Annotated in this window: 27 protein-coding genes and 1 pseudogene; 21 read left to right on the top strand and 7 right to left on the bottom strand. The window is 33.6% G+C overall.

The window, feature by feature from the left end; all coding sequences use genetic code 11:
* The first annotated feature begins 65 nt into the window (after positions 1-65).
* From HMPREF3247_RS05280 to HMPREF3247_RS05250, 7 genes and pseudogenes are all read left to right on the top strand, one after another.
* Positions 66-932, top strand: coding sequence for a fructosamine kinase family protein (locus tag HMPREF3247_RS05280; protein WP_001005509.1), 867 nt, complete (start codon positions 66-68; stop codon positions 930-932).
* A gap of 341 nt (positions 933-1,273) precedes the next feature.
* Positions 1,274-1,552, top strand: a complete 279-nt coding sequence (locus tag HMPREF3247_RS05275) for a TIGR04197 family type VII secretion effector (protein WP_000987949.1) — start codon at positions 1,274-1,276, stop codon at positions 1,550-1,552.
* Positions 1,553-1,566: 14 nt separating this feature from the next.
* Positions 1,567-1,935, top strand: coding sequence for a hypothetical protein (locus HMPREF3247_RS05270; protein WP_070866198.1), 369 nt, complete (start codon positions 1,567-1,569; stop codon positions 1,933-1,935).
* The gene (locus HMPREF3247_RS05265; protein ID WP_000447710.1) at positions 1,923-2,219 is read left to right on the top strand and encodes a DUF4176 domain-containing protein; all 297 of its coding nucleotides are present in this window, start codon (positions 1,923-1,925) and stop codon (positions 2,217-2,219) included. The genes HMPREF3247_RS05270 and HMPREF3247_RS05265 overlap by 13 nt, the downstream gene beginning before the upstream one ends.
* A gap of 515 nt (positions 2,220-2,734) precedes the next feature.
* Positions 2,735-3,841, top strand: a complete 1,107-nt coding sequence (locus HMPREF3247_RS05260) for an NAD(P)/FAD-dependent oxidoreductase (protein WP_001163737.1) — start codon at positions 2,735-2,737, stop codon at positions 3,839-3,841.
* A pseudogene (locus HMPREF3247_RS05255) lies at positions 3,835-5,176 on the top strand (nucleoside recognition domain-containing protein). Before HMPREF3247_RS05260 ends, HMPREF3247_RS05255 begins: the two are co-directional and overlap by 7 nt.
* A 96-nt stretch (positions 5,177-5,272) precedes the next feature.
* Entirely contained in the window at positions 5,273-6,163 is an 891-nt protein-coding gene (locus tag HMPREF3247_RS05250; protein ID WP_070866197.1) for a CobW family GTP-binding protein, read from the top strand.
* A 146-nt stretch (positions 6,164-6,309) separates the two neighbouring features.
* On the opposite strand, the gene HMPREF3247_RS05245 is transcribed toward HMPREF3247_RS05250, so the two are convergent.
* From HMPREF3247_RS05245 to HMPREF3247_RS05230, 4 genes are all read right to left on the bottom strand, one after another.
* Positions 6,310-7,140: an alpha/beta hydrolase gene (locus HMPREF3247_RS05245; RefSeq protein ID WP_000448913.1), complete on the bottom strand. Its 831-nt coding sequence runs from the start codon at positions 7,138-7,140 to the stop codon at positions 6,310-6,312.
* A gap of 19 nt (positions 7,141-7,159) precedes the next feature.
* Positions 7,160-8,170 carry an amidohydrolase family protein gene (locus HMPREF3247_RS05240; protein ID WP_000836431.1) on the bottom strand — a complete coding sequence of 337 codons (1,011 nt, stop codon included), beginning with the start codon at positions 8,168-8,170 and terminating at the stop codon, positions 7,160-7,162.
* Positions 8,171-8,267: 97 nt separating this feature from the next.
* On the bottom strand, positions 8,268-8,972 hold the full coding sequence (locus HMPREF3247_RS05235) for an SDR family NAD(P)-dependent oxidoreductase (protein WP_000161829.1): 705 nt from the start codon (positions 8,970-8,972) through the stop codon (positions 8,268-8,270).
* On the bottom strand, positions 8,965-9,522 hold the full coding sequence (locus HMPREF3247_RS05230) for a TetR/AcrR family transcriptional regulator (RefSeq protein WP_001224187.1): 558 nt from the start codon (positions 9,520-9,522) through the stop codon (positions 8,965-8,967). The genes HMPREF3247_RS05235 and HMPREF3247_RS05230 overlap by 8 nt, the downstream gene beginning before the upstream one ends.
* Before the next feature lie 130 nt (positions 9,523-9,652).
* Here HMPREF3247_RS05230 and HMPREF3247_RS05225 point away from each other — a divergent pair, with 130 nt between their 5' ends.
* The 3 genes from HMPREF3247_RS05225 to HMPREF3247_RS05215 are packed head-to-tail and all read left to right on the top strand — an operon-like array spanning position 9,653 to position 11,187.
* Positions 9,653-9,952 carry a DUF2316 family protein gene (locus HMPREF3247_RS05225; protein ID WP_000055856.1) on the top strand — a complete coding sequence of 100 codons (300 nt, stop codon included), beginning with the start codon at positions 9,653-9,655 and terminating at the stop codon, positions 9,950-9,952.
* Positions 9,953-9,971: 19 nt separating this feature from the next.
* Entirely contained in the window at positions 9,972-10,793 is an 822-nt protein-coding gene (locus HMPREF3247_RS05220; protein WP_000651837.1) for an NmrA/HSCARG family protein, read from the top strand.
* Between the two features lie 16 nt (positions 10,794-10,809).
* A complete protein-coding gene (locus HMPREF3247_RS05215) occupies positions 10,810-11,187 on the top strand; it encodes a VOC family protein (protein ID WP_000616227.1) in 378 nt (125 codons plus the stop codon).
* A gap of 149 nt (positions 11,188-11,336) precedes the next feature.
* Here HMPREF3247_RS05215 and HMPREF3247_RS05210 read toward each other — a convergent pair whose 3' ends face one another.
* The 3 genes from HMPREF3247_RS05210 to HMPREF3247_RS05200 form a co-directional block, all read right to left on the bottom strand.
* A complete protein-coding gene (locus HMPREF3247_RS05210) occupies positions 11,337-11,567 on the bottom strand; it encodes a DUF896 domain-containing protein (protein ID WP_000697134.1) in 231 nt (76 codons plus the stop codon).
* Positions 11,568-11,786: 219 nt separating this feature from the next.
* Complete coding sequence (locus HMPREF3247_RS14295; protein ID WP_072467470.1) at positions 11,787-12,287, bottom strand: hypothetical protein; 501 nt, start codon at positions 12,285-12,287, stop codon at positions 11,787-11,789.
* 197 nt (positions 12,288-12,484) lie between these two features.
* Entirely contained in the window at positions 12,485-13,054 is a 570-nt protein-coding gene (locus tag HMPREF3247_RS05200; RefSeq protein ID WP_072467476.1) for a TetR/AcrR family transcriptional regulator, read from the bottom strand.
* Between the two features lie 184 nt (positions 13,055-13,238).
* Here HMPREF3247_RS05200 and HMPREF3247_RS05190 point away from each other — a divergent pair, with 184 nt between their 5' ends.
* From HMPREF3247_RS05190 to HMPREF3247_RS05140, 11 genes are all read left to right on the top strand, one after another.
* Complete coding sequence (locus HMPREF3247_RS05190) at positions 13,239-13,337, top strand: hypothetical protein (RefSeq protein WP_223181132.1); 99 nt, start codon at positions 13,239-13,241, stop codon at positions 13,335-13,337.
* A 126-nt stretch (positions 13,338-13,463) separates the two neighbouring features.
* Positions 13,464-14,519 (top strand): PTS sugar transporter subunit IIC, encoded by a 1,056-nt coding sequence (locus tag HMPREF3247_RS05185; RefSeq protein ID WP_000200684.1) that lies wholly within the window; start codon positions 13,464-13,466, stop codon positions 14,517-14,519.
* Positions 14,520-15,126: 607 nt separating this feature from the next.
* A complete protein-coding gene (gene isaA, locus HMPREF3247_RS05180) occupies positions 15,127-15,828 on the top strand; it encodes a lytic transglycosylase IsaA (RefSeq protein ID WP_000751267.1) in 702 nt (233 codons plus the stop codon).
* 275 nt (positions 15,829-16,103) lie between these two features.
* Complete coding sequence (locus HMPREF3247_RS05175) at positions 16,104-16,592, top strand: GNAT family N-acetyltransferase (RefSeq protein ID WP_000996736.1); 489 nt, start codon at positions 16,104-16,106, stop codon at positions 16,590-16,592.
* A gap of 511 nt (positions 16,593-17,103) precedes the next feature.
* Positions 17,104-18,915, top strand: coding sequence for an acyltransferase family protein (locus HMPREF3247_RS05170; RefSeq protein ID WP_000379821.1), 1,812 nt, complete (start codon positions 17,104-17,106; stop codon positions 18,913-18,915).
* Between the two features lie 360 nt (positions 18,916-19,275).
* Positions 19,276-20,043 carry a CHAP domain-containing protein gene (locus HMPREF3247_RS05165; protein ID WP_000725225.1) on the top strand — a complete coding sequence of 256 codons (768 nt, stop codon included), beginning with the start codon at positions 19,276-19,278 and terminating at the stop codon, positions 20,041-20,043.
* A 174-nt stretch (positions 20,044-20,217) separates the two neighbouring features.
* Complete coding sequence (gene crtO / locus HMPREF3247_RS05160; protein ID WP_001795496.1) at positions 20,218-20,706, top strand: glycosyl-4,4'-diaponeurosporenoate acyltransferase; 489 nt, start codon at positions 20,218-20,220, stop codon at positions 20,704-20,706.
* Positions 20,699-22,192, top strand: coding sequence for a phytoene desaturase family protein (locus HMPREF3247_RS05155; protein ID WP_000160459.1), 1,494 nt, complete (start codon positions 20,699-20,701; stop codon positions 22,190-22,192). Before crtO ends, HMPREF3247_RS05155 begins: the two co-directional genes overlap by 8 nt.
* 5 nt (positions 22,193-22,197) lie before the next feature.
* The gene (gene crtQ, locus HMPREF3247_RS05150) at positions 22,198-23,325 is read left to right on the top strand and encodes a 4,4'-diaponeurosporenoate glycosyltransferase (protein WP_000871732.1); all 1,128 of its coding nucleotides are present in this window, start codon (positions 22,198-22,200) and stop codon (positions 23,323-23,325) included.
* Positions 23,326-23,361: 36 nt separating this feature from the next.
* Positions 23,362-24,225, top strand: a complete 864-nt coding sequence (gene crtM, locus HMPREF3247_RS05145) for a 4,4'-diapophytoene synthase CrtM (RefSeq protein ID WP_000178305.1) — start codon at positions 23,362-23,364, stop codon at positions 24,223-24,225.
* Positions 24,226-24,236: 11 nt separating this feature from the next.
* Entirely contained in the window at positions 24,237-25,745 is a 1,509-nt protein-coding gene (locus HMPREF3247_RS05140) for a phytoene desaturase family protein (RefSeq protein WP_000686167.1), read from the top strand.
* Positions 25,746-26,160: the final 415 nt, after the last annotated feature.

Here is a 26,160-nt window from a genome sequence, read left to right as displayed (position 1 = left end):
TAAGATTAAATCATCCTAATTAGGCAATATTATAGTATAAAGTAAGTAGATTGGAAGGTGTTTGTATGAATGAACAATGGTTAGAGCATTTACCTTTAAAAGATATTAAAGAGATTTCACCAGTGAGTGGTGGTGATGTAAACGAAGCATATCGAGTCGAAACAGATACGGATACATTTTTCTTACTTGTCCAACGTGGACGTAAAGAATCATTTTATGCTGCAGAAATTGCAGGTTTAAATGAATTTGAACGTGCAGGTATCACGGCACCTAGAGTAATTGCAAGTGGCGAGGTTAACGGTGATGCGTATTTAATGATGACGTATTTAGAAGAAGGGGCTTCAGGGAGTCAACGCCAATTAGGGCAACTCGTAGCTCAATTACACAGTCAGCAACAAGAAGAAGGCAAATTTGGCTTCTCATTACCTTATGAAGGTGGCGATATTTCTTTTGATAATCATTGGCAAGACGATTGGTGTACCATTTTTGTCGACAAGCGCTTGGACCATTTGAAAGATGAGTTGCTAAATAGAGGGCTATGGGATGCCAACGATATCAAAGTATATGACAAAGTGCGACGTCAAATTGTGGCGGAATTAGAAAAGCATCAAAGTAAACCGTCTTTATTACATGGTGACCTATGGGGTGGTAATTATATGTTCTTACAAGATGGTCGTCCGGCGTTATTTGATCCAGCGCCATTATATGGTGACAGAGAATTCGATATCGGTATTACAACGGTATTTGGTGGTTTTACGAGCGAATTTTATGATGCGTATAATAAACATTATCCACTCGCAAAAGGTGCATCCTATAGACTTGAATTTTATCGTTTATATTTATTGATGGTCCATTTATTGAAATTTGGTGAAATGTACCGTGATAGTGTTGCGCATTCTATGGATAAGATTTTACAAGATACAACAAGTTAGTTAAGACGTTAGATTGAGATAAATAGATAATATGCACAGATATTTTTACAATGAGAAGGCCTTCAGCTGCCTCAATAAAAATATTTGTGCTTTTTTATTGTTGGAAAATAAAATTTTAATCGCTATTGTTAATTTCTGTAATGTAAAACAAGGTTGAGTTGCAATAAAAGTGATTTTATAACTTTTTGTTCAATAAAATTCTAGGAATGATACATATTTATTGATACAATAATTTTGAATATAATCATAAAACAATATTTAAGTATAATTGAATGTTTGAATATCATATATTGATACAGTTTCTAATAATTTTAAAATAATTTAAATGGAGAGAGGTGTAAATGATGAGTACAGTTCAAAGTGATATTTTCAAGACTAATAGTGCATCATCATCTATTAAAAGCGCTGTTGAAACATGTAATAATGTGTCGAAACCGGATAAAGATGAAAGTACAACAGTAAGTGGAAATAATAATGCTCATAGTGTGATAGATGATTTGATGAGTAAGAATCAATCTGTTGCTGAAGCAATACGAACTGCGAGCGATAATATACAAAAAGTTGGTGAGGCTTTTGACCAAACTGACGTAATGATTGGTAATGAAATTGGTAAAAATTAAAACGTGGTGAAATGATGTCGAATAAACTGGATGAAATCAATAAAATAATCACAGCGAAACATAAGCAAATGGATGACTTATATGATGAAAAGCGAGAGGTTAAAGCATTGATAGATGAAAGTGATGCGCTTAATCATTCGATAGATCAATTATATCAACATTTAGGTGAGCGTTTTTATATTAGCAATATGGCTAGTCGTATGGAACAGTTCCGCGATGAATTTCATTTTGCGAAACGACGTTCAACGGAAGCGTTATACGAGCAGCAACAGCAAATTCAACATGGCATTCGTAAAGCGGAAGAAGAGATGATTGACTTGGAAATGCGAAGGAATGTTGAAATTGAGACGGTGACAAAGGAGGAAAATAAATGGAAACAATAGGAAGCATTATTTATTTAAAAGAAGGTTCGCAAAAGTTAATGATTATTAATAGAGGACCAATTGTAGAAATTGAAAATCAAAAGTATATGTTTGACTATTCTGCATGTAAATATCCGATTGGTGTTGTGGAAGATGAAATTTATTATTTTAACGAAGAAAATATAGATTCAGTTATTTTTAAAGGTTATTCTGATCAAGATGAGGTTAGATTTCAAGAGTTGTTTGAAAATATGAAACAAAATTTGGATAGTGAAATACAACGTGGAGAAGTTACACAACAATAAAGAAATACTTTATCTTTAGAAATTAGTATTTCTTATGCATGAGCTTTACACATGTATTCCCATTTTTTAAGCACACCTGGGCTGCGGCTAATGTGTAAGAATCTGAGACATAAATAAATGTTCTAGGCTCAAAAATGATGAATTAGCTGGGGTCCCAACACAGAAGCTGACGGAAAGTCAACTTACTATAATGTGCAAGTTGGGGTGGGACGACGAAATAAATTTTGTAAAAATATGATTTCTGTCTCACCGCCAAAATGTTATCTCCAAGTACTGAGGCTGGATGATACCATGAAATGTCATTCATAATCATTTGAACTAAACGTAGCATCCTTAAATTTTAAAAAAAAGACACATACCAACTTCCGAAATGTAGATGAATTCTCTACAATAACGGAAGTTTTTCTTTTAATATTGAAATTTCTCAAGGATAGGTCTATACTTTATAAATCGTAATTATTACGATTTATAATCAAAAACAATAACTTGAAATAGATCATTGAGGGAGTGTTAATATGCAACATCATAAAGTGGCTATTATCGGTGCCGGTGCTGCAGGTATAGGTATGGCCATTACCTTAAAAGATTTCGGTATAAAAGATGTCATTATTTTAGAAAAAGGAACAGTAGGACATTCATTTAAACATTGGCCGAAATCGACCCGTACGATCACGCCATCATTTACGTCTAATGGATTTGGCATGCCTGATATGAATGCAATTTCCATGGATACTTCACCAGCATTTACATTTAATGAAGAACATATTTCCGGAGAAACATATGCTGAATATTTACAAGTGGTTGCCAACCATTACGAGCTGAATATCTTTGAAAATACAGTTGTCACAAATATATCTGTAGATGATGCATATTATACGATTGCAACGACAACAGAGACATATCACGCGGATTATATCTTTGTCGCAACAGGTGATTATAATTTCCCTAAAAAGCCATTTAAATATGGTATTCATTATAGTGAAATTGAAGACTTTGATAACTTTAATAAGGGGCAATATGTGGTTATCGGAGGTAATGAAAGTGGCTTTGATGCTGCATATCAACTTGCAAAAAATGGCTCTGACATCGCACTTTATACTAGCACAACCGGTTTAAATGATCCGGATGCTGATCCTAGTGTTAGATTGTCACCTTATACACGTCAGCGACTAGGTAATGTCATTAAGCAAGGTGCTCGCATCGAAATGAATGTACATTATACAGTTAAAGATATTGATTTTAACAATGGACAGTATCATATCAGTTTTGATAGCGGACAAAGTGTGCATACGCCTCATGAACCAATACTAGCAACTGGCTTTGATGCAACAAAAAATCCAATCGTTCAACAATTATTTGTGACAACAAATCAAGATATTAAATTAACAACACATGATGAATCGACACGTTATCCGAATATTTTTATGATTGGTGCGACAGTTGAAAATGATAATGCCAAATTATGCTATATCTATAAATTCAGAGCGCGATTTGCAGTACTTGCACATCTTTTAACACAGCGGGAAGGCTTACCAGCTAAACAAGATGTCATTGAAAATTATCAAAAAAATCAAATGTATTTAGATGATTATTCATGTTGTGAAGTGTCATGCACATGTTAGAAGTGAAATATGATATGAGAACTGGGCATTATACGCCCATACCTAATGAACCTCATTATTTGGTTATTAGTCATGCGGATAAACTTACCGCAACAGAAAAAGCGAAATTAAGATTATTAATCATAAAACAGAAATTAGATATTTCATTGGCAGAAAGTGTAGTTTCTTCGCCTATAGCGAGCGAACATGTGATAGAACAATTGACACTATTTCAACATGAGCGACGACATTTAAGGCCTAAAATAAGTGCGACATTTTTAGCCTGGTTGTTGATATTTTTAATGTTTGCATTACCAATCGGTATCGCTTATCAATTTTCAGATTGGTTTCAAAATCAGTATGTATCAGCATGGATAGAATATTTAACTCAAACAACATTGCTCAATCACGATATATTACAGCATATATTATTTGGTGATTATGGTGTGCTATCACTTGGAACATATTCGCTCGTATGGGCATTGCCGGTTGTAATATTAATTAGTTTATCAACTTGCAATAATTGATCAAACAGGACTCAAATCATGGATGATATGGGCAATTGAACCGTCAATGTTATGGATCGGATTACAAGGTAATGATATCGTGCCACTATTAGAAGGATTTGGATGTAATGCAGCAGCTATTTCACAAGCAGCACACCAATGCCATACCTGCACGAAGACACAGTGTATGAGTTTAATAAGCTTTGGTAGTTCTTGTAGTTATCAAATAGGTGCGACATTATCTATTTTTAGTGTAGCTGGAAAGTCATGGCTATTTATGCCGTACTTAATATTAGTACTTTTAGGTGGCATCTTACATAATAGGATATGGTTGAAAAAGAATGATCAACAACTTAGCGTTCCGCTACCTTATGATAGACAATTACATATGCCAAATATACGTCAAATGTTGCTGCAAATGTGGCAAAATATACAAATGTTTATCGTTCAAGCGCTACCTATTTTTATCACAATCTGTCTTATTGTTAGTATTTTATCACTAACGCCAATTTTGAATGTTTTATCACAAATATTTACACCTATATTATCGTTATTAGGCATCTCGTCAGAATTGTCACCAGGGATTTTATTTTCAATGATTCGAAAAGACGGCATGCTCTTGTTTAATTTGCATCAGGGCGCCTTATTACAAGGAATGACAGCAACACAGTTACTACTACTTGTGTTTTTTAGTTCAACTTTTACAGCGTGCTCGGTCACAATGACGATGCTTTTGAAACATTTAGGTGGTCAGTCAGCACTAAAATTAATTGGAAAGCAAATGGTGACATCATTGTCTTTAGTTATTGGTGTAGGCATCATTGTTAAAATAGTAATGCTGATTATTTAAAAAAATGAACTATAACTGAATATAGAGTCATGTCAGTCAATAGGAGATCTATCTTGGAATATGCTATTCATATGAAGTATAAGAGGAGAGTCGCAGATGAAAATAGTTATTATAGGTGGGTTTTTAGGTGGCGGTAAAACGACTGTCTTAAATCATTTGCTCGCTGAATCATTAAAGGAATCGCTGAAACCAGCAGTCATCATGAATGAATTTGGGAAAATGAGTGTTGATGGTGCCTTAGTATCTGAAGACATACCTTTAAGTGAACTGACAGAGGGGTGTATCTGTTGCGCAATGAAAGCAGATGTATCAGAACAGTTACATCAATTATATTTAAAAGATCAACCAGACATTGTATTTATTGAATGTAGTGGGATTGCAGAACCAGTCTCTGTCTTAGATGCTTGTTTAACGCCTATTTTAGCTCCGTTTACAACCATTACACATATGATTGGTGTAATAGACGCAAGCATGTATAAACACATTAAATCATTCCCTAAAGACATCCAAGGCTTATTTTATGAGCAATTAGCATATTGTTCTGTCTTATTTGTTAATAAAATAGATTCAGCAGATGTTGAAACGACGAGCAAACTATTGAAAGATTTAGAAGTTATTAACCCAGAGGCCGATATACAAGTTGGTATGCATGGCAGCGTCACTTTGCCAATATCAGTTAGCCAAATGACAGCAACTTCTGAAAATAAACATGAATCATTACACAAAACAATAAATCATCAATTTGTGCAATCACCAGCCAAATGTACTAAAGCACAGTTTATAAAACGTTTAGCATGCCTTCCGTCTCATATTTATAGGTTAAAAGGGTTTATGACATTTGAAGACACCACACATACGTATCTCATTCAATTTACACAAGGACAATATGAATTAACACCTGTAGCATTTTCAAAAAAAGTGCCAGAATATTTGGTGCTTATCGGAAAGGGTATTTCAAAAGAAGACTATCAATGTTTGGAACAGTAGTGTTTTCAGTGGAAGAGAATGGTTAACATGCCTTCATGTATAATAACGAGTTGATTTGAACGTTTAAACGTAAACAAAAATAAGCTTGGTCAGCCATCAAATATAATTTGAAAACTGTCCAAGCTGTTTTATTAGAGAACGATCAATTAACCCCACATATTTAATAATACGTCAGCAAAGCCTTCAGGTTTTTGAATATAACCTAAGTGACCACCTGGAATATCTACAATAGGTATGCCAGTTTCTTTATTTATATAAAAGTTAACATCTTGTGGGAAGGAGCCTCTAGAATCTGTCCCATTTAGTAGGGTGATTTTATCGCTGTATTTTGTGAAATCATCCAAAGTAATATCTGAATGCGTATATTGTCTAATTTCAAATTTTGACCAGAACATCGTACGTTTGTACTGTTCTATACGTCCTTCTTCAGTATCAGCAGGTTGAGACATCATTTTTGCATCAATTGGTGCGATATTTAATGTTTCACCAAATGTTTTCATGCCTTTTTCTAAGCCTTCTGTTAAAATTTGATGCACAATGTCATCATTTTTATCTTTCCAATAAGTACTGTCTGGTAAAAATGTATTAATTGGTGGTTCATGAAATGCAATCTTTTTAACGACTTCAGGGTAATCTTTTAACACATGCATCGCAACGATTGAACCTGAACTTGAACCTAATATATAGACAGGTTTATCACTTAATGACTTTGCAAGTTCGGCAATGTCCTGTGCGTCGCGTTTGACACGATAATCACTGTCAGGGTTTGAAGCGGAATCAGGGAGTGGTTCAGTTAACTCGCTTTCTCCATAATCACGACGATCAACGGCTACAACAGTAAAATGGTCTTTTAACTGTTCTGCAAGAGGCAGAAAAATGTCTCCGGTACCGTTTGCACCAGGAATAAAGATGAGCACGGGTCCTTGTCCGACTTGGTGGTATCGTAATTTAGCGCCTTGTAATTCTAAAGTTTCCATATTCAATGACCTCCATTTGTTAATTGTTAGGTGATAAACCTAATAATTTAGCACCATTTGTATAACTTATTTTCTCTTTTTCTTCATCTGTTAAACCCAGTTCATCTAAAAATACACCTAATTTTTCAGGCTCAATATATGGATAATCAGCAGCATAAAGAATTCTATCAATACCTACTTCTTTCTTGACTAAATCAAACTGTGGCTTCGTTAACATGCCACTCGGTGTGATATAAAAATTATTTTTAAAGTAATAGCTTACAGGGTGGTTCAAATGTTCAGCGAATAAAGCTTCATCCATACGTTCTAAGAAGAATGGGATAAACTCACCCCAATGTCCAATAATCATATTTAACTTTGGATAACGATCAAAAATACCAGATAATACTAGATGTATTGCATGAATACCGACATCAATGTGCCAACCATAACCAAAACAAGCAAATGTTGCCGCAGTTACTTCAGGATAATTTCCTTTATAGTATGATTGATAAATGTCATTGTTAACTGGCGCGGGATGTAGATAAATCGGTACGTCTAAATTTTCAGCTGTTTTGAAAATAATGTCATATTTGTCTTGATCAAGAAAACCATCTTGTGCACGTCCCATAATGAGCGCACCTTTGAATCCTAAATCATTGATGCAACGTTCGAATTCTCGCGCTGCGGCTTCAGGCTCATTGATAGGTAAAGTTGCAAAGCCTACAAAGCGATTGGGATATTGTGCAATATAGTTTGCCAATTGATCATTTGCTTTTTGACATAATTCAATGGCTTTCTGACCAACCAAATTTGAAGGAGACCCATTTCCATAAGATAAGACTTGAATTTGAACGTCTTGATTATTCATAAATTGGATACGTTCATCATGATGTGATAATTCGTCGGCATTTGTAAAACCTGTCTTTTTTTCAAGGCCTTCTAACATTACTTTCATCGGTACACCTTTAGGATTTGCTGATATCGCATTCATCGTTTCTTTTTGAATATCTTCAATGACATAATGTTCTTCAAACGTAATACTTTTCATTTAATTCGCCTCCATATTGTATTGCATGTTTATTGCATCTATTGCAGAAGCATTTTTTGTATACCTCTAATTTCAATGTTTGTAACATAAAATTGATCTACCAAGGCATCTCTCCATCGCCATTAATAAATGTACCTGTTGGGCCATCTGCACCAATCGTTGCTAATTGAATGATTGGCTTGATTCCTTCAGAAACGTGTTTGGAATTATTACTAAAATCACCAACTAAATCAGTATTTGTAGCGCCTGGATCAGCAGCATTGATTTGCATGTTAGGTAATCCTTTAGCGTATTGTAGCGTTAGCATTGTTACTGCCGATTTAGACGAACAATAAGCTAATGAATTCACTTTAGATTCAGCTGTTTCGGGGTTTGTAACCATTCCAAATGAACCTAAACCACTTGATACGTTGACGACAACAGGTTGTTCAGATTTTTCTAAGAGAGGGACGAATGTATTCATCATTCGTACGATACCGAATACATTCGTTTGATATACTTCTTCAACGTCACGAGGTGTCAATTTGGAAGGTGCTGAAAATTGACCAGATATACCTGCATTGTTAATGAGGATATCAAGACGGCCTTCTTTTTCAGCAATCATGTTATAAGCATTTTTGACTGAGTAGTCACTTGTAACATCTAACTGTACATAATGAACACCTAATTTTTGTGATGCTTGTTGTCCTCTTACATCATTCCGAGAACCTATATAAACTTTGTAACCCAATGCTTTAAGTGCCTCTGCACTTGCATAGCCTAACCCTTTATTGCCTCCTGTGATTAACACAATTTTAGTCATTACGTTCCACCTCATCTAAATAAATGTTTAATAAATAATTTCTGTACGCTTCAATTGAAATATGGCGATGCTCTATTTGGAAGGCAAATACACTAGTTGATAATGATTGCAACAGCATATCTGTTTTGAACTTCGTGTAAGTGTCGTCATCGCTTTTAAATAAGTCATAATAAAAATCAAATAATTCTTGATAAAATGCGCTTTGGTAAAAACGTAATTTATTGTTGCCTGCTTCAATACATTGCAGTAGTGCCTTATTATCGATTTTAAATTGTAAAAGATAATCTAACGACACTTGCATAACCTCATAATTAGAATGATAGTCATCTTTAATTTGCTTAAAATGAGTGATAAAAATATCAAGGTCTCTTTGTATGACGTAGTAGCATAAATCGCTTTTATCTTTGAAATGTCGATACAATGTCCCCATACCGATACCTAGTTCTTTAGCAATACGATTCATACTAATGTTTTCAACGCCTTCTTCATCAAAAAGTTTGTGCGCTATTTCTTCAATTCGTTGCCTATTCTCTTTTGCATCTTTTCGCATGATTACACCTACTTAAAATTCTCTAAAATTGACAAACGGATAACTCTCCGTTTATTATAAAACGTGTTAAGAAAGTTAGCAATGAATTTGCAATAACTATTAAATATCATAAAAGAAAAGAGTGTTGATAATGTCTTTAAATAAAGAGCAAAGACGCATCACAGCTGAAGAGTTGCAAGCACATTTTGAAGAATCTACCTTATCGGTTCAAATGATTGCTGAAAAACTGAATGTCACTACAGAAGATGTGGAAAAAGTATTAGCTATGACAGCGCCACTAGGCATTTTTAGTCATCAATTACAACGATTTATTCATTTAGTATGGGATGTCAGAGATGTAATAAACGACAATATTAAAGGAAATGGACAAACACCAGAACCATATACGTATTTAAAAGGTGAAAAAGAGGACTATTGGTTTTTAAGATAAAAAGAGGAGTGGATCTAAAATGAAAGATATTTTAGTAATAGGCGCAACAGGGAAGCAAGGTAATGCAGTTGTAAAACAGTTGTTAGAGGATGGATGGTATGTAAGTGCATTAACTAGAAATAAGAATAATCGTAAACTTTCAGACATAGGACATCCGCATTTATCAATCGTTGAAGGTGATCTGAGTGATAATGTTAGTTTGCAATCAGCGATGAAAGGTAAGTATGGCTTATACAGTATTCAGCCAATCGTTAAAGATGATGTTAGCGAAGAATTAAGACAAGGTATGAAGATAATTGAAATAGCTGAGCAAGAAAATATTCAACATATTGTGTATAGTACTGCGGGAGGGGTTAATCGAAATCGAACTGGCCCACACTTTGAAGTACTAGCAAAAATAGAAAATAGATTAATGGAATCTAATATAAATGCAACAGTTATCAAACCATCATTCTTTATGGATAATTTTTTACGCATTGCTAAAGTCGAAGATGAACGTATTACATTACCAGAATTTATTAATCCGAATATAAAATTCACAATGATTTCTTCTATTGATATAGCTAAAATTGCATCGTATATTTTTGCACATCCACAAAGCTTTACGCATCAATCAATAGAGATTGGTTCCGATGAAGTTACATTAAGTGAAGCAGCAACAATTTTTAGTGAAGTGACAGGTAAATCTACTGTTATAGAAGGAGAATTTGTTAGTGGTGTTGCAGAAAAGCAATGGTTGGAAGAAAAAGGTTATGAAGTAGACTTTGAATTAATGGCTGAAATAAATCCAACAAGATTATCATTAAGTGATTGGCTTAAAGTCCAAAACTATAATAAGTAATGAATGGGGTGCAATCATGATTCAATCAATGTGGTTTAATTTGCATGTGCAAGATTTAGAAAAGAGCGCACAGTTTTATAAAGCGTTAGGATTTAAAATAAATAGAAACCCACAAATGTTAGATAAAATGGTCGGCATTCAAATAGGTCAAACAACCGTAATTTTAATAGAAAACAAGCATTTTCAAAATGTAAGTCAGCAAAGCCTTAATACTGAACCAAATGAAGTGATGATTTCTCTAGGTGTGAACACAAATGAAGAAGTTGACCAGTTGGTGAATAAAGTGAAAGAAGCGGGTGGCACAGTCGTTCAAGAACCAACAGTAAGCCAAGGGTTTTATGGTGCAATGTTCAAAGATCTTGATGGACACCATTTTAATTTTTTGGTCTGCTAAAATGAAATTCTCAAAAGAATAAATAAAAAGCCCATACAAAGATGAAGGTTTAATGTGCACCATGGTGGACACATTAGTGTCTTCAATCAGTATGGGCTTTGTTTATGAGGTCAGTTGGCACCTTAAGTGCAATACCTCGTGAGCAAATATTAATTTTGAATATAACCGTATTGTTGGCGAAGATCATAAACTTTATCTGGTGTGACATCCTGACCGATTGGATCAACCACTTTTATTGTGGAAAATGTTGTTAATACTTGTCCTCGGATCATGCTTAAGTAGTCTTGACGCAATGCATGTTGTTCTTGTTTTTCAGCTACAGTAAGTGGTTGTACTTTTTCTTTATTTGCAAGTTCATTAATTCTATCTAAAATTTTCATATTGTCATATCCTCCTTAGAATCAAGTGTTGATATATTTTGAGATTATTTCTATAAGGTAATTTATCAACACATTCAGTAATGTTTTTAGTTTCTCGGTCTTTTGACCAGCAGATTTTTGGAATTTAAATAAGGGATTTGAGACACGATTTTACTAGTAGTACGATGGCAAAGTGATGTTATTGAAGTGTCGTTTGATATACATGGCTGCAATGTTGTTTTATAAGACAGGATGACGTAACTGAGCAAAGAAATGAGCATTGTCGAATGACATCGTGTGTCTTATTAAAATTGCAATGGGCATAGCATAGGTATATTCACAGTCGATTTTCTTGATTTCTACATTATCATAATACGTAGTGTAAAAGTTATACGACAGTCGATAGTCGATTCGCTTTTTACCACGAGCAATTATTATGTGTTGCTTCAACGTCGACTTTAATTTATTTGTAATGTATGTCACTACACCCAGACTACTCTGATTAATATTTAATATATTATGCGTGCGTTCAAACCCCTGAGGTTCATCTGTCTCGCTCACGTCAATCCCTCCTATCTTAGTATTTAAACAACGCATATCAACTATGCAACATGTGTTGTTTAGATATACTATACTACTATGTCGTACGTTTGCCAATAAACACGCACATATCATTTGTTGCCTAAACAACATATTGCCTGAAGTGTTGTTTAAGTACGCAAAAACAAAAATGCTTGTCACTAAAATCTATATGTTTTAATGACAAGCTTATTTTCATTCAGTTAACGACTGCTAATATGACATTGTAGAGTATAGGACGTTGATTTATGTCCTAGACACGGCTAATCAATCGTAATACGTTAAATTTTATTGTGTGTACAAGTATGAACCTAAGTCACATAGTGCTTTCAAGATGCATGACTAAATACCAAGTTTTATTAAAAATGTGCTATATGATGAATTAAAAATGGGAGGTTGCGATCGATAAACACATCGGCTGTCTCTTGACTCGTGTTAAACCAATGTAATGCTAAGCCTGAGATACCAGCTGCTAAAAAACTCGCACTATTTACAATGATATCTCGTTGATGCTCCGGATAGCTGTTTTCTAACATAATCGCAAAAATATCTTCTAATTCATTATTAATACGTTGATGTGCTTTGTTGCAAAATGCTTCACTATTTAATTCGCAAGACTTTGCAGCATCTTTGATATAACTCGCAATTGAAATGAAAATATTACGCAGTACCTTTTCATTAATGACACTAGAAATGCTCAAGTTATCATTCAAGTCTTTTAAAATGGTTACAGACAATGTGTAGTCTAGGAGGTCTTCTTTATCAGTGAAATGAGCGTAAAATGTTGCACGATTTAGCGTAGCAATATCAGTGATATCTTTAACTGTAATTTGAGACAATTTCTTTTCTCTAGAAATTTTAAGAAAAGCATCGACAAGCAATTGTTTGGTTCTAACGATTCTTGGATCTATGGATTTACTTTCCATCATTTGTTCACTACCTAACATCTGTTGTTTTAACATTTATTATCAGTATCTTCTATTATGTTGTCAATTGTGTTGATGATATGTAAGTGCTGATACGCTCCTAATAAATAATGTACCTTTTTGGTAAGCATTTGAATGTCTTTCTTCTATTATATTAATGGATTTTAAAAATGAAGATAAAATAAAAGTGTATTGTAACAATATGTTTGAAAAATTGCCAATTTCCTTATCTAAAAATTCAGAATTTTGTGATATACTATTTTTCATAGTCTTGAGTTATAGATGATACTGCTAGCCTAAATATAACAACATCGGCATGCACATCTTAGAATTTAAGCTAGTGGCAGCTTATAACTTAAGGCTCTTTATTATTTGCATAAAGATGTATATACATAAATGGAAGGATGATATTATGACATCAATTAAAACAATTACACCCAAAGATTTTATATTTAGAGTTTTATCAGGTGTCGCCATAGGTATTGTTGCGGGCTTAGTTCCTAATGCGATACTTGGAGAAATTTTTAAATACTTTATGGATTATCATCCGATTTTTAAAACGTTATTAGGCGTTGTCGTTGCAATTCAATTTACAGTACCTGCTTTGATTGGTGCATTGGTTGCCATGAAATTTGACCTATCGCCATTAGCAATTGCTGTTGTGGCAAGTGCAGCATATGTAGGAAGCGGTGCAGCGCAGTTTAAAAATGGTGCTTGGATGATTACGGGTATTGGTGATTTAATTAATACAATGATTACAGCAGCGATTGCAGTGTTGTTCATTTTACTTATTCAACATCGCGTAGGTAGTATGGCATTGATTGTATTCCCAACAGTTGTTGGCGGTATTTCAGGTGCAATTGGTGTTTTAATATTGCCGTATACGAAAATGATTACAACAGCCATCGGTAATATGGTTAATGGTTTTACAGAATTACAACCGATTGTCATGAGTATTTTGATTTCAATGGTATTTAGTCTTATTATTATTTCTCCACTATCAACTGTGGCCATTGCCTTTGCGATAGGTATTACAGGTTTAGCAGCTGGATCAGCGTCAATTGGTATCTCCGCGACTGAAGCAGTATTGATAATTGGTACAAGTAAAGTGAATCGTTTAGGGGTGCCGTTATCCGTCTTCTTTGGAGGCGTTAAAATGATGATACCTAATATGGTGAAATATCCAATTCTTATGTTACCAATATTAACGACAGCCATTGTATCAGGTTTGGTATCAGCATTAGTAGGTATTCATGGAACGAAAGAGTCAGCTGGATTTGGTTTTATAGGAATGGTAGGACCGATTAATGCATTTAAATTTATGGAGGTTGATTCTGCTTGGTTGAGTGTCTTACTAATTGTAGTAGCGTTCTTTGTTGTACCATTTGTAACAGCTTGGCTTGCAGATATCATTTATCGTAAAGTGTTTCGTTTATATACTAATGATATTTTTAAATTCATGGGATAATAACAGTATGTTTTTTGAAAATATGAGACCAAAAATTATTTAATGTTATTGTGAATTGCGAGAATGAAGTTGAACAATATAATTGAGCTGCAGTTTATTTGCGCTAATAAAAGATAAGACAATTCACAAAAGATGTGTGTTTTAAAACTTTGAATATACAACAATAATAGCAATCAATACATGTGTAGAAACATATGTGTTGATTGCTTTTTAATTGCGTTTAATGTACGAAAATAAGAGAAGTTACATGTCAGATATATTACAGCTATGTAACAAAAATACAATCTGTAATATTACGAAAGCTGTAATAGTTGAGCTAAATATAGTAAAAATCTTATGTGTTAAAGACTATTTCAAGGGTTGATTGGATTCTAAAGGGCACATATTTCACATTACAGTATAAAACAGCCATATTTCAACATTACAAATAACACTTGATATTGTAATGTTTTGTAAAGAAAGTGTAATTTACTGGCTGGTTTTTTGTGATATAGTGAGTACCGTTGAAAGAAATAAAAGACAATTTAAACTTGCACTACGACATTCAAATTCAAAATATAATTACTAAAAACATAAACTTACAATTATTACTGGAGGATTTTTTACTATGAAAAAGACAATTATGGCATCATCATTAGCAGTGGCATTAGGTGTAACAGGTTACGCAGCAGGTACAGGACATCAAGCACACGCTGCTGAAGTAAACGTTGATCAAGCACACTTAGTTGACTTAGCGCATAATCACCAAGATCAATTAAATGCAGCTCCAATCAAAGATGGTGCATATGACATCCACTTTGTAAAAGATGGTTTCCAATATAACTTCACTTCAAATGGTACTACATGGTCATGGAGCTATGAAGCAGCTAATGGTCAAACTGCTGGTTTCTCAAACGTTGCAGGTGCAGACTACACTACTTCATACAACCAAGGTTCAAATGTACAATCAGTAAGCTACAATGCACAATCAAGTAACTCAAACGTTGAAGCTGTTTCAGCTCCAACTTACCATAACTACAGCACTTCAACTACTTCAAGTTCAGTGAGATTAAGCAATGGTAATACTGCAGGTGCTACTGGTTCATCAGCAGCTCAAATCATGGCTCAACGTACTGGTGTTTCAGCTTCTACATGGGCTGCAATCATCGCTCGTGAATCAAATGGTCAAGTAAATGCTTACAACCCATCAGGTGCTTCAGGTTTATTCCAAACTATGCCAGGTTGGGGTCCAACAAACACTGTTGACCAACAAATCAACGCAGCTGTTAAAGCATACAAAGCACAAGGTTTAGGTGCTTGGGGATTCTAATTCCTTCATAATAAATAAAAGTAATGTTTAGACATTAAATATATAGCTCTTCCCATAGAAATTGGGGAGAGTTTTTTTATTAATTAAAAATACATTTTTTAAAAAGTGGATATTGAAGTTAGGGAAATTTATTGGACTTTATTGTATTACTGCTAAAATACTTGTCTTTATTAAGTGCCAATTGGAATGAAACATCATTTGAGGCTGTACTGAGTACACTAGATACAAACTAAACGCACATTTTATAATTAAATTAAATGAAAAAGGAGATAAAAATGGCTATAAACATAATTGAATATAATAGGTCTTATAAGGAAGAGCTAATCGAGTTTATTTTATCGATTCAAAAAAATGAATTTAATATAAAAATTGATAGAGATGATCAACCTGATTTGGAGAACATCGAACATAACTATTTGAATAATGGAGGGCAATTTTGGCTTGCAATAAACAATCATCAAAATATTGTTGGTACTATAGGTTTGATTAGACTAGATAATAATATGTCTGCACTTAAAAAAATGTTTGTTGATAAAGGTTATAGGAATTTAAAAATAGGTAAAAAACTTTTAGATAAAGTTATAATGACATGTAAAGAACAAAATATCGATGGTATTTATTTAGGAACAATTGATAAATTTATTAGTGCACAGTATTTTTATTCTAATAATGGCTTCCGTGAAATTAAGCGAGGAGATTTACCAAGTAGTTTTCCTAAATTAGATGTAGATAATAGGTTTTATTACAGAAATTTAAAAGATTAATTCGATGCAATAATAATTGATATGACAATCTTAGTAATATTCATTTTAAAAGTGACACATAGCGTTTAAATATAAAGTCTGACGAGATATATCGTTTGGTTTACATTAGAGGATAGGCTGCATTTCGCTTTTTTTTCAATACATGTTAATTTATTCATTATATAAATTTTGAAAAAGTATATTCGAATAGCATATCTTAATGATTCTGTTACAGTAAGATGCATAAAATATAAAACGAACCTTTTTTTGTAAAAATATAATGAAAATAACAGTTATTTTGCTAAAAATTCAAGAATCTATGATAATCTATGTTATGTAGTAAAATCGACAAATTTATATGTGGTTTGCAGTAATGAAATTAACTGTAATAATTGTTTTCTACTTAATAAAAAATTTAAAACTATCTTAATTAAGGGTTAAATCAATTAATGAAAATCAGTGCAATATTTTATTTTCAAAAATATTGTGATATGCTACAAAATAGAGAAAAATAAATGGGGCGTTTATTAACATGGATACAAAAGACTTTAAACGTTTAGAAAAAATGTATTCCCCGCGATACTTACCTGGATTAGATGGATTGAGGGCATTCGCAGTTATAGGAATCATTATTTATCACTTGAATGCACAATGGTTAAGTGGGGGCTTTTTAGGAGTAGATACATTCTTCGTTATTTCAGGTTATTTAATAACAAGTTTGTTGATAAGTGAGTATTATCGGACGCAAAAAATCGATTTGCTAGAGTTTTGGAAGCGACGATTGAAACGACTCATTCCGGCAGTGTTATTTTTAATCTGTGTCGTGCTTACGTTCACACTGATATTTAAACCGGAATTGATTATACAAATGAAACGAGATGCTATTGCAGCTATATTCTATGTTTCAAACTGGTGGTACATTTCACAGAATGTAGATTATTTTAACCAATTTGCTATTGAACCACTCAAACATTTATGGTCTTTAGCCATTGAAGAACAATTTTACTTGCTTTTCCCATTGGTTATCACGTTCTTATTACATAGATTTAAACCGAGAAATATTATTCAAACGCTATTTATTGTATCGTTGATTTCTTTAGGACTTATGATAGTGATTCATTTCATCACTGGAGATAATTCACGTGTGTATTTTGGGACAGATACACGACTGCAAACTTTATTGCTTGGTTGTATATTAGCATTTATTTGGCCTCCGTTTGCTTTGAAAAAAGATATTTCTAAAAAGATTGTCGTATCATTAGATATTATAGGGATATCTGGTTTTGCGGTTCTAATGACTTTGTTCTTTATAGTTGGAGACCAAGATCAATGGATCTATAATGGAGGATTTTACATTATATCATTTGCAACTTTATTCATTATTGCAATTGCGGTACATCCTTCTAGTTTATTTGCTAAATTTTTAAGTATGAAACCTTTACTAATTATAGGTAAACGATCATATAGCTTATATTTATGGCATTATCCTATCATTGTTTTTGTGAACAGTTATTACGTACAAGGACAAATACCGGTATACGTTTATATTATAGAAATTTTATTAACAGCGTTAATGGCTGAAATTTCGTATCGCTTTATTGAAACACCTATACGTAAAAAAGGATTTAAAGCTTTTGCATTTTTACCTAAAAAGAAGGGGCAATTTGCTAGAACAGTGTTAGTTATCCTATTATTGGTTCCGTCTATCGTTGTGCTCAGTGGACAGTTTGATGCACTTGGCAAACAACATGAAGCCGAGAAGAAAGAGAAGAAGACGGAATTTAAAACAACGAAGAAAAAAGTCGTTAAAAAAGATAAGCAAGAGGATAAGCAGACAGCGAATAGCAAAGAGGATATTAAAAAGTCATCACCACTATTAATTGGTGACTCGGTCATGGTGGATATTGGTAATGTCTTTACTAAGAAAATACCAAATGCACAAATTGATGGTAAAGTTGGACGGCAACTCGTTGATGCTACACCAATTGTGAAATCGCAATATAAAGACTATGCTAAAAAAGGTCAAAAAGTTGTAGTAGAGCTTGGTACAAATGGGGCATTTACGAAAGATCAATTAAATGAACTATTGGATAGTTTTGGAAAAGCAGACATATATTTAGTTTCTATTAGAGTACCTAGAGATTATGAAGGTAGAATAAATAAATTAATTTATGAGGCAGCTGAAAAGCGCTCTAATGTACATCTAGTCGATTGGTATAAAGCTTCTGCAGGTCATCCGGAGTACTTTGCATATGACGGTATTCACTTAGAATATGCAGGTAGTAAAGCGCTGACTGATTTGATTGTAAAAACGATGGAAACACATGCTACAAATAAGAAATAATTTGATGCACTAAACTTTTGAAATATTACATTACTTCTGATATTTATTATCAAAAATGATGTATTTCATTAAAAGTTTAGTGCTTTTTTATTTTCAAATCCCATAGTAACGGTGCAGAAAAAGTGTTGTAAACATTCTAATTGGTATATTACATTCAATGAAGCTTTATTAGGAACAGATTACATTATGATAACAAAGCCCGCAAGACACCTAATCTCTGTTATAGTTTGTTTTGTCGCAAAACTATAAAAGTTATAATTGTTTGCATACTAAAAAAATAAAAAATATAAAATTTAAAATAATTGAGTCGCTAATGACTATATGTATAGAGTGTTTTGATTATTGGGAGGATATTTAATTATGAAAAAAATCGTTACAGCTACAATCGCTACAGCAGGACTTGCCACTATCGCATTTGCAGGACATGATGCACAAGCCGCAGAACAAAATAACAATGGATATAATTCTAATGACGCTCAATCATACAGCTATACGTATACAATTGATGCACAAGGTAATTATCATTACACTTGGACAGGAAATTGGAATCCAAGTCAATTAACGCAAAACAACACATACTACTACAACAACTACAATACTTATAGTTATAACAATGCATCTTACAATAACTACTATAATCATTCATATCAATACAATAACTATACAAACAATAGTCAAACAGCAACAAATAACTATTATACTGGTGGTTCAGGTGCAAGTTATAGCACAACAAGTAATAATGTTCATGTGACTACAACTGCAGCGCCATCTTCAAATGGTCGTTCAATTTCTAATGGTTATGCATCAGGAAGTAACTTATATACTTCAGGACAATGTACTTATTATGTATTTGATCGTGTTGGTGGGAAAATTGGTTCAACATGGGGTAACGCAAGTAATTGGGCTAACGCAGCTGCATCATCTGGCTATACAGTGAACAATACACCAAAAGTTGGTGCTATCATGCAAACAACACAAGGCTATTACGGTCATGTTGCTTACGTTGAAGGCGTTAACAGCAACGGTTCTGTTCGTGTTTCAGAAATGAACTATGGACATGGTGCTGGTGTGGTTACGTCTCGTACAATTTCAGCAAACCAAGCAGGTTCATATAATTTCATTCATTAATCAAATGTAAATCAAATGACGTCAATATTCTCTAACATGAGAGTATTGGCGTTTTTGTTTTATATAAATATAAATGAGAGCGGTTTATTCACTGATCTTTAGGGAACTAAGTAATAAAGTGATAATTTATACTATGTCAGTATGATTGAGAGTGATTCAATTTAGATGAAAACCATGAAAAAATATATTAAAACAGCATTTTTTTGTAGTATGTATTGGTTAATTGTTCAACTAAATATAGCAAATTTAGGTACAAGAATTCCTGATAAGTATTTTCGTCAGAAGTACATAATATTTAAATCATTTAACTTTGAGAAGCATGGAAAATTTTGGAACAAATGGTTTTACGTAAGAAAATGGAAACATAAGATTTTAGATGGTCATCAGCTTAATCAAAATATATATGATCAGCGTCATTTAATGACAATCAATACTGATGAAATTGAAAAAATGATTATAGAGACAAAGAGGGCAGAGTTGATTCATTGGATATCGATACTTCCAGTCATCATATTCAATAAAGGCCCTCGTTTAGTAAAGTATATAAATATTTTCTATGCAATGATAGCTAATGTTCCAATCATTATTGTGCAACGCTATAATCGACCGAGATTAACGCAGTTACTACGCATATTAAAGCGAAGAGGTGAACGTCATGACTAAACATATCATCGTTATTGGTGGTGGCTTAGGTGGGATTTCTGCAGCAATTCGAATGGCACAAAGTGGCTATTCGGTCTCATTATATGAACAAAATAATCATATAGGAGGCAAAGTGAATCGTCATGAATCAGATGGCTTTGGCTTTGATTTAGGTCCATCTATTTTAACGATGCCTTATATTTTTGAAAAATTATTCGAATATAGCAAGAAGCAAATGTCAGACTACGTTACAATCAAGCGTTTACCACATCAATGGCGTAGCTTTTTTCCAGATGGCACGACTATCGATTTGTATGAAGGTATTAAAGAAACAGGTCAGCATAATGCGATATTGTCGAAACAGGATATAGAGGAACTGCAAAATTATTTGAATTATACAAGACGAATCGATCGTATTACTGAAAAAGGGTATTTTAACTATGGTTTAGATACACTATCTCAAATTATTAAATTTCATGGGCCATTAAATGCTCTTATTAATTATGATTATGTACATACTATGCAACAGGCCATAGACAAGCGTATCTCGAATCCATACTTGCGACAAATGTTAGGCTATTTTATCAAATATGTAGGTTCTTCATCATACGATGCGCCAGCTGTATTATCTATGTTATTCCATATGCAACAAGAGCAAGGCCTTTGGTATGTAGAAGGTGGAATCCATCATTTAGCCAATGCCTTGGAAAAGCTAGCGCGTGAAGAAGGTGTCACAATTCATACAGGTGCACGTGTGGACAATATTAAAACATATCAAAGACGTGTGACGGGTGTCAGATTAGATACAGGTGAGTTTGTAAAGGCAGATTATATTATTTCAAATATGGAAGTCATACCTACTTATAAATATTTACTTCACCTTGATACTCAACGATTAAACAAATTAGAGCGGGAATTTGAGCCAGCAAGCTCAGGATATGTGATGCATTTAGGTGTTGCTTGCCAATACCCGCAATTAGCACATCATAATTTCTTTTTTACGGAAAATGCTTATCTCAATTATCAACAAGTTTTTCATGAAAAGGTATTGCCAGATGATCCGACCATTTATCTAGTAAATACGAATAAAACTGATCACACACAAGCGCCAGTAGGTTATGAAAATATCAAAGTCTTACCACATATTCCATATATTCAAGATCAGCCTTTTACCACTGAAGATTATGCGAAGTTTAGGGATAAAATTTTGGATAAATTAGAAAAAATGGGACTTACTGATTTAAGAAAACACATTATTTATGAAGATGTTTGGACACCGGAGGATATTGAAAAAAATTATCGTTCTAATCGTGGTGCAATATATGGTGTTGTAGCAGATAAAAAGAAAAACAAAGGGTTTAAATTTCCTAAAGAAAGTCAGTATTTTGAAAACTTGTACTTTGTAGGTGGATCAGTAAATCCTGGTGGTGGCATGCCAATGGTTACATTAAGTGGGCAACAAGTCGCAGACAAAATAAACGTGCGAGAAGCGAAGAATAGGAAGTGATATCTATGAAATGGTTATCACGAATATTAACAGTAATAGTGACCATGTCTATGGCGTGTGGTGCATTGATATTTAATCGTAGACATCAGCTAAAGGCGAAAACGCTGAACTTCAATCATAAAGCATTAACAATTATTATTCCGGCTAGAAACGAAGAAAAAAGAATAGGTCATTTACTACATTCGATAATACAACAGCAAGTTCCAGTAGATGTCATTGTTATGAATGACGGATCGACAGATGAAACAGCACGTGTAGCACGTTCATATGGTGCGACTGTAGTAGATGTTGTTGATGATACTGACGGCAAATGGTATGGGAAATCACATGCTTGTTATCAAGGTGTGACGCATGTATGTACGAATCGTATTGCCTTTGTAGATGCTGATGTAACTTTCTTAAGGAAAGATGCTGTTGAAACGTTGATTAATCAGTATCAATTACAAGGTGAAAAAGGATTGTTAAGCGTACAGCCTTATCATATAACAAAGCGTTTCTACGAAGGGTTTTCAGCGATATTTAATTTAATGACAGTCGTTGGTATGAATGTATTTTCTACCTTAGACGACGGTCGGACTAACCAGCATGCATTTGGACCGGTGACATTAACAAATAAAGAAGATTATTATGCAACTGGAGGTCATAAAAGTGCGAACCGTCATATTATTGAAGGATTTGCTTTAGGAAGTGCATATACTTCACAATCATTGCCCGTAACAGTTTATGAAGGATTTCCATTTGTTGCATTTCGCATGTATCAAGAAGGATTTCAGTCATTACAAGAAGGATGGACAAAGCATTTGTCAACTGGGGCAGGTGGCACAAAGCCTAAGATCATGACAGCAATTGTGTTGTGGTTGTTCGGTTCTATAGCGAGTATTTTAGGGCTATGTCTTAGTTTAAAATATCGCCAAATGTCTGTAAGAAAAATGGTAGCACTTTACTTGAGCTACACTACACAATTTATTTATCTGCATCGAAGGGTCGGCCAATTTTCTAATTTATTAATGGTATGTCATCCATTGTTATTTATGTTTTTTACTAAAATTTTCATCCAATCTTGGAAACAAACGCATCGTTATGGTGTAGTTGAATGGAAAGGTCGTCAATATTCTATATCTAAAGAACAATAAATCAAGGTAATGGCATTTCAATATAGGAGGACTAGTATGACAATGATGGATATGAATTTTAAATATTGTCATAAAATCATGAAGAAACATTCAAAAAGCTTTTCTTACGCTTTTGACTTGTTACCAGAAGATCAAAGAAAAGCGGTTTGGGCAATTTATGCTGTGTGTCGTAAAATTGATGACAGTATAGATGTTTATGGCGATATTCAATTTTTAAATCAAATAAAAGAAGATATACAATCTATTGAAAAATACCCATATGAACATCATCACTTTCAAAGTGATCGTAGAATCATGATAGCACTTCAGCATGTTGCACAACATAAAAATATCGCCTTTCAGTCTTTCTATAATCTCATTGATACTGTATATAAAGATCAACATTTTACAATGTTTGAAACGGACGCTGAATTATTCGGATATTGTTATGGTGTTGCTGGTACAGTAGGTGAAGTATTGACGCCGATTTTAAGTGATCATGAAACACATCAGACATACGATGTCGCAAGAAGACTTGGTGAATCGTTGCAATTGATTAATATATTAAGAGATGTCGGTGAAGATTTTGACAATGAACGGATATATTTTAGTAAGCAACGATTAAAGCAATATGAAGTTGATATTGCTGAAGTGTACCAAAATGGTGTTAATAATCATTATATTGACTTATGGGAATATTATGCAGCTATCGCAGAAAAAGATTTTCAAGATGTTATGGATCAAATCAAAGTATTTAGTATTGAAGCACAACCAATCATAGAATTAGCAGCACGTATATATATTGAAATACTGGACGAAGTGAGACAGGCTAACTATACATTACATGAACGTGTTTTTGTGGATAAGCGGAAAAAGGCAAAGTTGTTTCATGAAATAAATAGTAAATATCATAGAATATAGGTGGTTGAATAATGAAGATTGCAGTAATTGGTGCAGGTGTCACAGGATTAGCAGCGGCAGCCCGTATTGCTTCTCAAGGTCATGAAGTGACGATATTTGAAAAAAATAATAATGTAGGCGGGCGTATGAATCAATTAAAGAAAGACGGCTTTACATTTGATATGGGTCCCACAATTGTCATGATGCCAGATGTTTATAAAGATGTTTTTACAGCGTGTGGTAAAAATTATGAAGATTATATTGAATTGAGACAATTACGTTATATTTACGATGTGTATTTTGACCACGATGATCGTATAACGGTGCCTACAGATTTAGCTGAATTACAGCAAATGCTAGAAAGTATAGAACCTGGTTCAACGCATGGTTTTATGTCCTTTTTAACGGATGTTTATAAAAAATATGAAATTGCACGTCGCTATTTCTTAGAAAGAACGTATCGCAAACCGAGTGACTTTTATAATATGACGTCACTTGTGCAAGGTGCTAAGTTAAAAACGTTAAATCATGCAGATCAGCTAATTGAACATTATATTGATAACGAAAAGATACAAAAGCTTTTAGCGTTTCAAACGTTATACATAGGAATTGATCCAAAACGAGGCCCGTCACTATATTCAATTATTCCTATGATTGAAATGATGTTTGGTGTGCATTTTATTAAAGGCGGTATGTATGGCATGGCTCAAGGGCTAGCGCAATTAAATAAAGACTTAGGCGTTAATATTGAACTAAATGCTGAAATTGAGCAAATTATTATTGATCCTAAATTCAAACGGGCCGATGCGATAAAAGTGAATGGTGACATAAGAAAATTTGATAAAATTTTATGTACGGCTGATTTCCCTAGTGTTGCGGAATCATTAATGCCAGATTTTGCACCTATTAAAAAGTATCCACCACATAAAATTGCAGACTTAGATTACTCTTGTTCAGCATTTTTAATGTATATCGGTATAGATATTGATGTGACAGATCAAGTGAGACTTCATAATGTTATTTTTTCAGATGACTTTAGAGGCAATATTGAAGAAATATTTGAGGGACGTTTATCATATGATCCTTCTATTTATGTGTATGTACCAGCGGTCGCTGATAAATCACTTGCGCCAGAAGGCAAAACTGGTATTTATGTGCTAATGCCGACGCCGGAACTTAAAACAGGTAGCGGAATCGATTGGTCAGATGAAGCTTTGACGCAACAAATAAAGGAAATTATTTATCGTAAATTAGCAACGATTGAAGTATTTGAAGATATAAAATCGCATATTGTTTCAGAAACAATCTTTACGCCAAATGATTTTGAGCAAACGTATCATGCGAAATTTGGTTCGGCATTCGGTTTAATGCCAACTTTAGCGCAAAGTAATTATTATCGTCCACAAAATGTATCGCGAGATTATAAAGATTTATATTTTGCAGGTGCAAGTACGCATCCAGGTGCAGGCGTTCCTATTGTCTTAACGAGTGCGAAAATAACTGTAGATGAAATGATTAAAGATATTGAGCAAGGCGTGTAAGGGAGTAGTCTAAGAGAAAGATGTGAGAAAAGTATAAGGGGAACGTAAAAGGCATAGTGAAATAAGTATGTGCTTAAGAAGTTTTATTTAACAATGAATGACGCCTGTTAAGGTTCACGTTTGAATACGTACCTTGATGGGCGTTATACTTTATATAAGCATATCTAACTGGTTGCGCATGCGGATATGCATGGCAGTTGAATCATAATGATTGAGTGTATATTAATCTGAAAATTCCTAATATTGACAATAATGTTATACCTACCTAAAATGAAAATAAATTCATTCAATACAACGTGTGTCATAAGTTCTGTTGAACATAACGGTGAATGGCGATGTCATTGTAACCATCTAAATGAGAGTGATACAAGTTGTTAGGATTATGATAGTCGCCCAGGCTATGTTTAATGATAGA

The organism is Staphylococcus sp. HMSC36A10 (genome assembly GCF_001838845.1).
Classification (GTDB): Bacteria; Bacillota; Bacilli; order Staphylococcales; family Staphylococcaceae; genus Staphylococcus; species Staphylococcus aureus.
The sequence above is the reverse complement of the archived record's forward strand: the minus strand, read 5'-3'. Positions and strand labels throughout refer to the sequence as shown.